At 38.5% G+C, this 13,200-nt stretch carries 12 protein-coding genes; 10 read left to right on the top strand and 2 right to left on the bottom strand.

The window, feature by feature from the left end; genetic code table 11:
• Window positions 1–63 precede the first annotated feature (63 nt).
• The 7 genes from porG (at window position 64) to murI (ending at window position 6,788) form a co-directional block, all read left to right on the top strand.
• Window positions 64–828, top strand: a complete 765-nt coding sequence (gene porG, locus ACRD69_RS08150) for a type IX secretion system protein PorG (protein ID WP_430814573.1) — start codon at window positions 64–66, stop codon at window positions 826–828.
• A gap of 15 nt (window positions 829–843) precedes the next feature.
• The gene (gene uppS / locus ACRD69_RS08145) at window positions 844–1,587 is read left to right on the top strand and encodes an undecaprenyl pyrophosphate synthase (RefSeq protein WP_430814572.1); all 744 of its coding nucleotides are present in this window, start codon (window positions 844–846) and stop codon (window positions 1,585–1,587) included.
• 62 nt (window positions 1,588–1,649) lie between these two features.
• Window positions 1,650–4,244: an outer membrane protein assembly factor BamA gene (bamA, locus tag ACRD69_RS08140; RefSeq protein ID WP_430814571.1), complete on the top strand. Its 2,595-nt coding sequence runs from the start codon at window positions 1,650–1,652 to the stop codon at window positions 4,242–4,244.
• Between the two features lie 64 nt (window positions 4,245–4,308).
• A complete protein-coding gene (locus ACRD69_RS08135; protein WP_430814570.1) occupies window positions 4,309–4,821 on the top strand; it encodes an OmpH/Skp family outer membrane protein in 513 nt (170 codons plus the stop codon).
• A gap of 14 nt (window positions 4,822–4,835) precedes the next feature.
• Window positions 4,836–5,348: an OmpH/Skp family outer membrane protein gene (locus tag ACRD69_RS08130; RefSeq protein WP_430814569.1), complete on the top strand. Its 513-nt coding sequence runs from the start codon at window positions 4,836–4,838 to the stop codon at window positions 5,346–5,348.
• 23 nt (window positions 5,349–5,371) lie between these two features.
• Complete coding sequence (locus ACRD69_RS08125) at window positions 5,372–5,884, top strand: OmpH/Skp family outer membrane protein (RefSeq protein ID WP_430814568.1); 513 nt, start codon at window positions 5,372–5,374, stop codon at window positions 5,882–5,884.
• A gap of 79 nt (window positions 5,885–5,963) precedes the next feature.
• On the top strand, window positions 5,964–6,788 hold the full coding sequence (gene murI, locus ACRD69_RS08120; RefSeq protein WP_430814567.1) for a glutamate racemase: 825 nt from the start codon (window positions 5,964–5,966) through the stop codon (window positions 6,786–6,788).
• Window positions 6,789–6,829: 41 nt separating this feature from the next.
• Here murI and ACRD69_RS08115 read toward each other — a convergent pair whose 3' ends face one another.
• On the bottom strand, window positions 6,830–7,360 hold the full coding sequence (locus tag ACRD69_RS08115) for a gamma carbonic anhydrase family protein (RefSeq protein WP_430814566.1): 531 nt from the start codon (window positions 7,358–7,360) through the stop codon (window positions 6,830–6,832).
• A 375-nt stretch (window positions 7,361–7,735) separates the two neighbouring features.
• Here ACRD69_RS08115 and ACRD69_RS08110 point away from each other — a divergent pair, with 375 nt between their 5' ends.
• Both ACRD69_RS08110 and ACRD69_RS08105 read left to right on the top strand, forming a co-directional pair.
• Window positions 7,736–9,583, top strand: a complete 1,848-nt coding sequence (locus ACRD69_RS08110) for a 2-oxoacid:acceptor oxidoreductase subunit alpha (RefSeq protein WP_430814565.1) — start codon at window positions 7,736–7,738, stop codon at window positions 9,581–9,583.
• 3 nt (window positions 9,584–9,586) lie between these two features.
• Window positions 9,587–10,603 carry a 2-oxoacid:ferredoxin oxidoreductase subunit beta gene (locus tag ACRD69_RS08105; RefSeq protein WP_430814564.1) on the top strand — a complete coding sequence of 339 codons (1,017 nt, stop codon included), beginning with the start codon at window positions 9,587–9,589 and terminating at the stop codon, window positions 10,601–10,603.
• A 97-nt stretch (window positions 10,604–10,700) separates the two neighbouring features.
• Here the strand turns inward: ACRD69_RS08105 and ACRD69_RS08100 are convergent, their stop codons facing one another.
• A complete protein-coding gene (locus ACRD69_RS08100) occupies window positions 10,701–11,381 on the bottom strand; it encodes a TetR/AcrR family transcriptional regulator (protein WP_430814563.1) in 681 nt (226 codons plus the stop codon).
• A gap of 207 nt (window positions 11,382–11,588) precedes the next feature.
• Between ACRD69_RS08100 and ACRD69_RS08095 the strand changes: the two genes are divergently transcribed.
• On the top strand, window positions 11,589–13,184 hold the full coding sequence (locus ACRD69_RS08095) for a SulP family inorganic anion transporter (RefSeq protein ID WP_430814562.1): 1,596 nt from the start codon (window positions 11,589–11,591) through the stop codon (window positions 13,182–13,184).
• Window positions 13,185–13,200 lie beyond the last annotated feature (16 nt).

Raw genomic sequence — 13,200 nt, 5'->3', positions numbered from 1 at the left:
GTTACTGCTCATTTAGCCGTGTGGTAATATGATCAGATACCAATGTTATGTATCGGAAACAAAATGCTCTATACGATTTTCGCAAATAATAGTTTTAAGCAGTTAAATAAATGGATGATGGCATCCGTGTTTTTATTGGTCTTTCTTGCTCCAAATAAAGAAGTGTTTGCACAAGACAGGCTGGAAATTGGTGGATTTGCCGGAGCTTCCTATTATTTTGGCGACTTAAGCACGGGTATGCCGTTTAATAATTCCCACCCGGCATTAGGAGGAATCGGACGTTATGTTTTCACTGATCGTATCGCATTAAAGGCAATGGCTTTATTTGGTACTATTAGTGGTGACTATAAGGGACAGGATCTGAAGTACCTCGAGACATCAGATGCGAATTATGCCTTTGACAGGAATATCGGGGATATATCGGCTCAGGTGGAGTTTAATTTCCGCTCATACGATCATAAATTTATCACGAATACTACATTCACACCATACATTTCTGTTGGTCTTGCCACAACTATTTATAACAGAATTAATACAGAGAGTGAAAATTCTGCGGGCAAACCAAGTTTTATATTATCTTTGCCGTTCGGTATAGGTGCAAAGTACAAGATTAACAAATATATTAGGGTAGGTGCCGAATGGACTTTCCGAAAAACATTTGTTGATGACTTGGACTATGTGGGGCCTGGAAGCATTGATCCTTCCGACCCTTATGGATTTGGAGAGAGCACTTTTACTCATAACAACGATTGGATATCGTTTGCAGGTGTTTACGTTACAATTAGTATGTTGAAGCGGAAAACCAAATGTAATGATGGTATAAAATAAAGACAGGTTGAAAATATGTCGTTAAAAGACGAACTGATTCAAGACAGACTGCCCAGTCATGTGGCGATAATAATGGATGGGAATGGACGCTGGGCTAAAAAACGAGGCAATGCCAGAGTGTTTGGCCATAAGCACGGTGTTACAGCCGTACGTGAGGCAACCGAAACAGCGGCAGAGCTTGGTATAAAGTATCTGACGCTTTACGCATTCAGTACCGAAAACTGGAATCGTCCGAAAACAGAAGTCGACGCATTGATGAGCCTTCTTGTTTCTACCATTAGTGCCGAAACATCAACATTAATGAAAAACAACGTGAAGCTGAATACTATTGGCTGTAAGGAAGAGCTGCCAAAGAGTGTTCAGGCGAAGTTGAATACCTGCATTGAAAAAACATCAGAAAATACCGGTCTGACACTTACATTGGCACTTAGCTACAGCTCCCGATGGGAAATTATTGAAGCTGTTAAAAGAGTAGCTGCCGATGTTAAAGCTGATAAGCTTAATGTTGAAGATATTAACGCTGATGTGATATCCGATAAAATGGCCACGGCTGGCATTCCTGATCCTGAATTAATGATCAGAACCAGTGGTGAACATCGAATAAGTAATTTTTTACTTTGGCAGTTAGCTTATTCTGAGCTATATTTCTGCGACATTTTATGGCCCGACTTTAGGAGAGATGATTTTTATCGGGCTCTGCTTGATTTTCAGGGACGCGAAAGGCGCTTTGGAAAAACAGGAGATCAAATAAAAAAATAAGGCTAAAGCATTGTGAAGTTGAATATTGTGGTGGGTTTTGCTGGCCGAAAACGAACAAACTAATGAATTGCATGGAAGGTAATATGCGTTATAAAGTATTATTTGTTTTTCTATTTATATTATCCTTTATAAATATAAACGGACAAACGTCTGATATTCCGAATATATCTTACTCAGGTACCCCGCGAAAATATACTATTGCTGATATTGAAGTAACAGGGGTGCAGAATTTGGATCCGAAAATATTGGTGAATATCAGTGGGCTGAAGGTGGGACAACAAATTACCGTTCCTGGTGATGAGGTTTCAGAAGCTATTAGAAGATATTGGCAGCACGGACTGTTTTCTGATGCTAAAATTAAAGCTAAGAAAATTGAAGGCAGAGAGATCTACCTTGAGATCTATTTGAAAGAGCGTCCTCGATTGTCTGAGATGTATTTCAATGGTCTTAAAAAGAACGAAATTGAAACTGTTGAGGAAAAAGTGGCAATGATGAGAGGCTCGCAGGTAACGCCATTTATGGTTGATCGTGCAGAGAAATATATTACACGCCACTTTGTTGATAAAGGGTTTTACAACACAGAAGTTAACATTGTTCAAAAGGATGACCCTTCGAAACCAAATCACGTTACACTTGAAATCAACGTTGATAAGAAAGATAAAGTAAAAGTTAACTCCTTAACGTTCGAGGGTAACACTGTATTAAGTGACGGTAAGCTTAATCGCACAATGAAGAAAACCAATGAAAAAGGTAAAGTTCTTAATTTCTTCAGAAGTAAAAAGTTTGTTGTTGAGAAGTACGAAGAGGATTTAGCTGCTGTTATTGGCAAATACAATGAGATGGGATATCGTGATGCCCGTATTGTTGTGGAAGAAGTTTCAAAAAACATAGAAGATAATACGGTCGATGTAAAACTGGTACTTGATGAAGGTACAAAGTATTATTTTGGAGACATCAGCTGGGTTGGTAACACTATTTATCCCTCTGAATTATTAGACTATAATTTAAGAATTAAGAAGGGCGATGTGTTTAATCAAACATATCTGGACGAACGTCTGATCAGTGATGAAGACGCGGTTCATAACCTATATATGGATCAAGGTTATCTTTTCTCTAATATTTCACCCGTTGAAACAGGTGTGCGTGGAGATACGATTGATATTGAAATGCGTATTTACGAAGGACAACAGGCTACCATTAATAAAGTAATTATACGTGGTAATACTAAAACACACGAACATGTAGTGCGTCGTGAGGTAAGAACAAAGCCTGGACAGTTATTCAGTAAATCAGAATTAATTCGTACTGTTCGTGAGTTGGCTCAGCTTGGACATTTCGATCCTGAGAATATTTCTCCTGATGTTCAGCCAAATCCTGATAACGGTACTGTTGATCTGGTGTATCAGCTTGAGGAAAAAGCCAATGACCAGATTGAGTTATCAGGTGGTTGGGGTGCCGGAATGTTTGTAGGTTCATTAGGTTTGAAGTTTACAAACTTCTCTATGCGTAACTTCTTCAATAAAGAAGCATGGAGACCTCTTCCAACAGGGGATGGACAAACCCTGTCTTTAAGAGCTCAGACAAACGGTAAATTTTACCAGTCTTATAGCTTATCATTTACCGAGCCCTGGTTAGGTGGTAAGAAACCAAACTCATTAAGTTTCTCTATTTACCATTCGATACAAACCGGAGTAAGCTCGAGTTACTACGATCCTCGCTACAGTCTGGGTGGTGGTTATGGCTACGGTGGCGGTTATGGTTATGGTGGTGGTTTCGGTTATCAGGATCCTGATCAGATTGACCAGCACATGAAAATCACAGGTATGTCGCTTGGATTTGGTAAGCGTCTTCGTTGGCCTGACGATTACTTCTCATTATATACTGAAGTAAGTTATCAAAGGTATGACCTGCTTGACTGGAACTACTTTATTATGCAGAACGGTATTTCCAATAACCTGAATTTTAAGGTGATGTTAAGCCGTCGCTCCATTGATAACCCGATATATACACGTGAAGGATCTGACTTTTCCGTTGGATTGGAATTTACTCCACCATGGTCAATGTTTGAAGAAGACCGCGACTGGAGTAATGCCACTGACGAAGAAAAATATCAGAAAATAGAATATCACAAGTGGACATTCAAAGGTGCGGTTTACAAACCAATTGATGCTGCCCGTAAATTGGTAGTTATGGGTAAAATGGAAATGGGATTCCTGGGTTACTATAACAAGGATCTTCAATCACCTTTTGAGAAGTTTGTTCTTGGGGGTGACGGAATGGCCGGATTTAGTATGTATGGTAGTGAAACAATTGGCTTGCGTGGTTATGAAAATTCATCATTGACACCATATAACACAAGAGGTTCATATGATGGTAACATATATAATAAGCTAACCATGGAACTTCGTTATCCATTAGCACTTCAACCATCAGCTACAGTTTTTGCCCTTGCTTTTCTTGAAGCCGGTAATGCCTGGAGTGAATATGAAGACTATAACCCATTTGAGTTGAAACGTTCGGCGGGTATAGGTTTACGTATCTTCCTTCCGATATTCGGACTGATGGGTATTGATTGGGGATATGGATTCGACGATAGTATCTACCGTAGTAACGCCGGAGGCAGTCAATTCCACTTTGTTATTGGTCAAAGCTTCTAATAATGAGTTAGATATTAGTTTGGTTTGATTTTTGTTTAGATTTGGCGTACAAATTTATTGAGCTATGAGAAATATCGTATTATTATCATTGTTATTTATTGGGCAATTGACGTTTGCTCAAAAGTATGCATTTGTCGATTCAGAGTATATTTTACGTAATGTACCGGCCTATGAAGCTGCCAATGAGCAATTAACACAATTATCAACCAAATGGCAGGCTGAAGTAGAACAACGTTTTGACGAAATAGCGCAGCTATACAAAAACTACCAGGCAGAAAATGTTTTTCTATCGAATGAGATGAAAACCAAACGTGAGAATGAAATCATCGAAAAAGAGAAGCTTGCCAAGCAACTACAGCAAAACTATTTTGGACAGGAGGGTGAATTGTTTAAGCGGCGAGAAGCTCTTATAAAGCCTATACAGGATGAAATTTACAATGCTATTCTTGATATTTCGCAAGAAAACAACATTGCAGCTGTATTTGATAAAGCCTCAGGAATGGGCATTATGTATGTTGATACTAAGTATGACATAAGTGATGATGTGCTTATTGAACTTGGATATAAAAGTGAATAACTAAAAATTAAGATATGAGAATTTACTACACACTGGTTGTATTGTTTTTAATGGCTGCAGGAGCTGTTAATGCACAGCAACCTATGAAGTTTGGACATATTAATAGTGCAGAGATATTACAGGCAATGCCTGAATTGAAAGCTGTTGAAACTCAAATGGAAGCTGAGTTTAAAGAAAAAGAATCGCAGCTATTAACCATGCAGGAGGATTTAACAGCAAAGCAACAGGCCTATCAAACTGACGCTCCAAACTTATCTTCAACAGACAGAGCCGCGAGAGAACAGGAGTTAATAGAATTAAATCAAAAGGTTCAGAATTACTATCTCTTATCGCAGCAGCAAATTCAGGCCAAACAAAATGAATTGCAGGCTCCGATAATTCAAAAACTACAGACTGCCATTCAGGAAGTTGGTGACGAAGAGGGTTTTTTATATATCTTTGAGATGACCAGTAGAGTTCCGGTATTCGCTTCAGATAAAAGCATTGACGTAGCACCTCTTGTTAAAGCTAAGCTAGGTATTCAGTAATCACGAAATTAAAGAAATAAAATATGAAGTTATTAAAAGTATTAGTAGTTATCGCTGCAGTTGCATTTGCAGGTAAAGTACAGGCTCAGGATTTAAAATTCGGTCACATTAATATTCAGCAGATGGTTTCTGAATTACCTGATAAAATTGCAGCTGATCAGGAATTGCAGTCTGAAGCAACTAAATTGCAAGAGCAATTACAAGTAATGCAGCAGGATTTACAAGGTAAATACAATGACTATATGGCTCAACGTGATTCTTTACCTGATTTGATTCGTGCTACAAAAGAGAAAGAGATCCAGGATTATGAGCAGCGTATGCAACAATATAGTCAAATGGCTCAGCAGACATTAGGTCAGAAAGAGCAGCAATTACTACAGCCAATTATTGTAAGAGTACAGAAAGCAATCGAAGAAGTGGGCCAGGAACAAGGCTTAGTTTATATCTTTGATATCAGTACTCAGGTTGTCGTTTATCATTCAGATAAAAGTGTTGACTGTGCACCTTTAGTAAAAGCTAAGTTAGGCGTTCAGTAAACGAACCTTATATTTTTTTAAAGCGGGTGACTATGTATAGTCACCCGCTTTTGTATCTTTAATACTTTATTAATTTGTTATGAAGCAAGCTGGTCCGATTGCAGTTTTTGACTCTGGTTATGGCGGGTTAACGGTATTAGATAAAATCCGGCATCATTTACCACAGTACGATTATATATATCTTGGCGACAATGCCCGTACCCCTTATGGTACCCGGTCGTTTGAAGTAGTTTATGAATACACCTTAGAGGCTGTAAAGAAGCTGTTTGATATGGGCGCGCATCTCGTTATTCTGGCCTGTAACACCGCCTCAGCGAAAGCATTGCGCAATATTCAGCAAAAGGACCTGCCTCTTATTGACCCTGAAAGACGTGTTCTGGGAGTTATCAGACCAAGCATAGAAATGGTTGATCAATTAAGCAAGTCTAAACATGTCGGGGTTTTGGGGACTGTTGGAACTGTTCAATCTGAGTCCTATCCTATTGAGATAAATAAATTGTTTCCTGAAGTAGTTGTTACACAGGAAGCCTGCCCCATGTGGGTGCCATTGGTTGAAAATAATGAATTTAAAAAGGAGGGGGCTGATTACTTCGTTGATCAGCATATTAAAAGGATACTTACCAAAGACAGCCTGATCGATACGCTTATTCTTGGCTGTACACACTATCCATTATTGATGGATAAAATCAGAAAGCATCTGCCTGATGCCATTAATGTAGTCGAACAGGGGGATATTGTAGGTGAGAGCCTCAAAGACTATTTAATGCGTCATCCTGAAATGGAAAAAAAATGTAGTAAGGGTGGAACGGTCCATTTTTATACTACAGAACAGACGAAGAAGTTTAAACAAACTGCCGGGATATTTTTTGAAGGAGAGCTAAATGTAGAGCATGTTGTTTTGTAGGCAAAGCTATCAGCCGATAGAAACCAGCTGATAGCATGTGATTACTTTTCTTCAGCATCTTCTTTAAACCAACCGGCATACATTAAATAGTTATTAGCTATTTTTTGCACCATCTCCCGTGATTGCTCCGGTTCGATATCTTTTACTTTTTTGGCAGGCACTCCGGCATAAACACTGTTTGGCTCTACTATTGTACCGGTCAGCACCAGCGAATTAGCTGCAATAATGGAGTTAGAACCAATAACAGCATGGTCAAGAACCGTTGCTCCAATCCCTATTAATACATTATCTTCAATCTTAGCGCCGTGAATGGTAACATTGTGCCCGATAGAAACATTGTCGCCAATTTCCACTACTGATTTTTGATAAAGCGTATGCAAAACTGAACCATCCTGAATATTTACCTTATTACCAATTCGTATTGAATTTACATCTCCACGCAAAACTGCATTGAACCATATACTGCAATCATCACCCATTTCAACATCGCCTATAATGGTTGCGTTTTCTGCCAGATAAGCGTTCTTGCCAATTTTTGGCGTAAAGCCCCTTACTGTTTTAATTAATGCCATATGTTATTTCTTTTACTATTATTACCCGGTAAACAAACATTGGAAAATTATTTTAGTTTGTTTATTGAAGAATAATTTGCGCAAAAATACAATGCAATTTTATAACATTTAATTAATCTTTCATATAAAGTTATAGATTGTTGAAATACGTCGAACTCTCGTGTTAGTTATTTAAAATGTGTTGTATAACACAAGGTATTGAGAGGTTAAACATGACAAATGTCAATATGTTGGCATACCCATATCTCTACCTTTACTCCCGTATTCAAGAGGAAATTAATGTTGATGAGAAATTGCTTTTTAACATTGATTTCCTTTTTATTGATTGCTTAACTTTGTTTTAATATATAGATACAAATCAGAACCTTGTCAATCATGGGTAAAAGGTCAAAAGTAATTGAAAGAGATGAAGTAGTAGTAAGGTTTTCTGGCGACTCCGGCGACGGTATGCAGCTAACAGGAACTTTGTTTTCTTACACCTCTGCAATTTTCGGAAATGATATATCAACATTTCCAGATTATCCATCTGAAATTCGCGCCCCTCAGGGAACCATTAGTGGTGTGTCGGGTTTTCAGGTGCATTTCGGACATACCGAAGTTTATACTCCGGGCGACTATTGTGACGTGCTGGTGGCGATGAATCCTGCAGCTTTAAAGGCTAATGCTAAATGGATGAAGCCGGGTGGTACGGTTGTGTTAGATGTGGACAGTTGCGATGAAAAGAACCTTCGTAAAGCGGGTTACGAAACCAACGATCCGATTACAGAAAGTAAACTGGGTGATTTCAATATTGTAAAGGCACCAATAACAACTCTGACGAAAGAGAGTTTGAAAGATATGGGTCTTGACAATAAGAGTATTCTTAGAAGTAAGAATATGTATGCGCTTGGTTTGGTTTACTGGTTGTTTGATCGTCCCTTAGACCATACGAAAGACTATATAAAGAAGAAGTTTGCTAAAAATCAATTGGTTGTTGATGCAAACATTAAAGTGCTTGAAGATGGATATAACTATGGTAATATCATCCAGGCATTAACTCCTTCTTATCATATTCACCCTGCAGACATTAAAAAAGGTAAATACAGAAACCTTAGTGGAAATGTCGCTGTTGCATGGGGATTTTTAGCAGCTGCAGAGAAAAGTGGTTTAGAGCTGTTCTTAGGTTCATACCCTATTACTCCGGCAACTGAGATCCTGCAGGAATTAAGCGCGAGAAAAGATCTTGGTGTTAAAGTATTTCAGGCCGAGGATGAAATCGCTGGTATCTGTACTTCAATTGGTGCCAGTTTTGCCGGTGATTTGGCGGTAACAACTACTTCTGGTCCTGGTTTAGCACTTAAAGGCGAAGCTATTGGTTTAGCCATTATTGCAGAATTACCACTGGTAATTGTTAATGTACAGCGTGGAGGTCCGTCTACCGGGCTGCCAACAAAAACCGAGCAATCGGATTTAATGCAGGCGCTTTACGGTCGTAACGGTGAGAGTCCTGCTGTAGTTATTGCAGCCAGCTCTCCAACTAACTGTTTCGATTACGCATTCTATGCTGCGAAAATAGCTGTTGAACATATGACCCCGGTTATTTTATTAACTGATGGTTTCCTTGCCAATGGTACACAGCCTTGGTTGCTTCCTAACCTGGAAGAATGGCCATCAATTAATGTACCTAAGGCAGATGTTAATGATAAAGACTGGCATCCATATAAGCGGGATATTGAAAAATTATCACGTTTCTGGGCAGTTCCTGGAACACCAGGTCTGGAGCACCGTATTGGTGGTTTGGAGAAAGATGAGCATTCAGGTGCTGTTTCACACGATGCGTTGAACCACCAGCGAATGGTTGAAATTCGTGAGGAAAAGGTACAGAAAATAGCCAATGTTGTTCCTGAACTGGAATTATTGGGAGATGTGGATGCTGATACTCTGGTTGTTGGCTGGGGTGGTACATTCGGTCATTTATTTACTGCTGTTGACGAACTTCAAAATGAGGGTCATAAGTTAGCTTTGGCACATTTCAACTATATCAAGCCTTTACCACGTAATACTCACGAAGTATTAAAACGCTACAAAAAGATCGTTGTATGTGAGTTAAACCTTGGTCAATTTGCTGACTACCTGACAATGAATTTTCCTGATATTCAAACTTTGCGTTATAATAAAGTACAGGGGCAGCCATTTACGGTTGTAGAATTAAAAGAACATTTTAAAACATTGCTGGAGGAGTAAAAAATGGCTGAAAATTGTCAAGTAAAATTCACAGAATTTAAAAGCGACCAAAGTGTAAAATGGTGCCCGGGATGTGGTGACCATGCCATTCTTAATTCTGTTCAGAAAGCAATGGCCTCTTTAGGATATAAAAAAGAAGAAGTAGCAGTAATATCAGGTATTGGTTGTTCATCTCGTTTCCCATATTACATGGAAACCTATGGATTCCATACAATTCACGGACGTGGATCTGCTATCGCATCAGGTGTTAAAGTGGCAAATCCTGAGTTGAAAGTGTGGCAAATCACCGGTGATGGTGATGCACTGGCGATCGGTGGTAACCATTTCATTCATACCATTCGTCGTAATATTGATATTAATGTTATCCTTTTCAATAACCAGATTTATGGTCTGACAAAAGGACAATATTCGCCGACTTCCAAGCGTGGTTTTATTTCTAAAACATCACCTTTTGGAACAGTTGAAGCACCTTTCCGACCAGGTGAGTTGTGTATTGGAGCACGTGGACAGTTCTTTGCCCGCTGTATCGACAAAGATCTTAAGCACTCCGTTGTGATGCTGGAAGAGGCTGCCAAGCATGAAGGGACTTCAATTGTAGAGGTATTACAAAATTGTGTGATCTATAATGATAAAACCCACAATGCCATTACTGATAAAGCCTTTTCAGCAGATCGTACCATCAAACTTGAGCATGGTAAACCAATGATTTTCGGTAAAGAAAATAATAAGGGCTTGATGCTTGAAGGGTTGAACCTTAAGGTAGTGACCATTGGTGAAGATGGAATTACAGAAGATGATATCCTGGTGCACGATGCTCATTGTGACGACATTACCCTTCATTTGAAATTAGCTGATATGGAGTACCCTGAATATCCTGTTGCTTTGGGTGTTATTCGCTCGGTTAAAGCACCTGTGTATGATCAGTGTGTGGAACAACAGCTGGAAGAAGTTCAGGAAAGGTCTAAAGTAAAATCATTCAATGACCTGATTCACTCTGGTGATGTATGGGATGTTGAATAATTATTTTTTATTGAGTTAGCAAAAAAGCCGCTCGGGTTAATCCCTGAGCGGCTTTTCTTTATTATTTATGTTGCTTTATCAGTATGGTAAAACAAATCTATTTGATTGATAGCAATGAATTGGCAAAATGCTCCAACATGTCTTTTACCTCTTCATAGTTCTCATCTTTTACTTTCACATCTGTTAAACGTGGCAAATGAATGGCAAAATAACTGTGGCTATTGGCCATTTCAAACATATTACTTGCCAAAGCTCGTGGGTATGGGAATTCAGGATTAACCTCAGATATTACACTGGCTACTTTCTCGCATAACATTTTATAGTTGGAGAAAAAGCCTACTGTGTTTTCTTTATCAACCTCCTTAGTATAATAGGCCTTTGTTCCTTCGGCAATAATTACCCGATGAAGAACACTTTCATTGACATAGTCGATAGCCGGGTTTTCTTTATAAGCAAAAACAAGTGTACTGATTATTATCCTCAATTTATCAACCGGCGAATTGATATTCATGGTATTAATATCGATAAGGTAGCTTACCCACTCCCAATACCACGATACTAAATAAAGCAGCAGCAAATGCTTATTTTCAAAGTATCGGTATACCGATGCTTCGGTTGAGTTCATTTTAATGGCCAGCTTTTTAAATGTAAAAGCCTCAAAACCTATTTCATCAATTAGTAAGATGCTGTGTTTAATAATGTTCTGACCTAGCGATGTTTCTTGAGGATCGCGCAGGTACAGCTTGTCGTTCAGGCTTATTTTAATTCCAATAGACATAATTGCAAAAAGATTTACAACAAAAGTAAACTTTTTTTTGAACAAGTTTAGGAGTTTTGTTGTTATAGTAAGATAAATTTAAAAGATAGTATTGCTATTATAACAAAAAGTAATAGCTTTGTGGTCGAATTTGTTGCTATGTTTAATTTTTAAAGGCACTGTTGACCGGGAAACAGTTAATTGGAATTAATTAAAAGAATTGAAAGAATGAGTGTCACACAAAAGAAAGGTTTACTGGGCAACTTAAAGCATGATATTCCTGCTTCAATAGTTGTGTTTTTAGTCGCGGTTCCACTTTGTCTTGGAATCGCTTTAGCATCTGGAGCACCGTTATTCTCAGGTGTAATAGCAGGTATAGTTGGAGGTATTGTTGTTGGAGCCTTGAGTGGTTCCCAACTTGGAGTAAGTGGTCCTGCAGCAGGATTAGCTGTAATTGTATTATCGGCCATTAGCGAACTGGGTTCGTTTGAGATTTTTTTAGCTGCTGTTGTAATTAGCGGTGTAATACAATTAATTCTTGGTTATGCCAAAGCGGGAATTATCGGGTACTACTTTCCCTCATCGGTAATTAAAGGAATGCTTTCAGGTATCGGTATTATTATTATCCTAAAGCAAATACCGCACAGTTTAGGCTATGATAAAGATTATCAAGGTAGTTTGGCTTTTACTCAGCCTGATGGACACAATACACTCTCAGAATTGTACTATATGTTTGAGGCGATCAGTCCGGGAGCTGCTATAATAACAATTTTATCCATGATCGTATTAATACTATGGGAGCGCCCATTTATGAAAAAGATAAAATTGTTTAATGTAATTCAGGGACCATTGGTTGTTGTTGCATTGGGAATTATCTTAAATATGGTATTTCAATCTATGCCATCTTTCGCCTTAAAAACCGATCAGGTTGTTGCTATACCTGTAGCAAGCAGTATATCTGGTTTCTTCGGCCAGTTTACCACTCCTGATTTTAGTCAGATATTCAATCCTTCTGTATGGTTAATTGCTGCAACCATTGCGATTGTTGCTAGTTTAGAAACACTACTCTGCCTGGAAGCTACAGATAAGTTAGATCCACAGAAGCGTGTTACTCCTACCAATCGTGAATTAAAAGCTCAGGGAATTGGAAACATTATTTCCGGACTAATAGGAGGTTTACCTATTACACAGGTGATTGTTCGCAGTTCAACTAATATTCAGTCAGGAGGAAAAACTAAGATGGCAGCTATTTTACATGGTGTGATAATGCTCTTGACTGCATTGGCTATACCAAAGCTTTTGAATCTGATTCCTTTGGCCAGTCTGGCGGCAATTTTATTTGTAGTTGGATATAAACTCGCCAAGCCAGTATTGTTTAAGCAGATGTATGCCCTGGGTAAAGAACACTTTATTCCGTTTATGGTAACCATTCTTGGGATCGTTTTTACAGATCTGCTGATAGGTATTGTAATGGGATTGGTTGTTGCTGTTATGTATATCTTGTATAATAACTACAAAAAGCCGTTCTTATTCGAAGAAGGTAAGCATTTGAAAGATCGTGTCTTGCACCTGGAGCTGGCAGAAGATGTTACCTTCATTAACAAAGCAAGTATCTTAAATACACTTGGTCAGGTGCCAAATGGGTCAAAAATCATTATTGATGCAAGTCGTTCTATTAATATTTGTCATGATGTGATTGAGATAATAGAGGAGTTTAAGACAAGTGCCAGATACCGTGATATTGAAGTTGAGATAAAGAGCAGGGAGAAGAAGGGCGTTCAGAATCAACGCAGAGCAGTCGAGTTTGCTTTAAATGAGACATAAGCATTGTATTTGTAAA

The sequence above is a fragment of the Carboxylicivirga agarovorans genome (assembly GCF_050589845.1).
Lineage (GTDB): Bacteria > Bacteroidota > Bacteroidia > Bacteroidales > Marinilabiliaceae > Carboxylicivirga > Carboxylicivirga agarovorans.
Note: the sequence above shows the minus strand (reverse complement) of the source record. Positions and strands in the feature narration are given on the sequence as shown.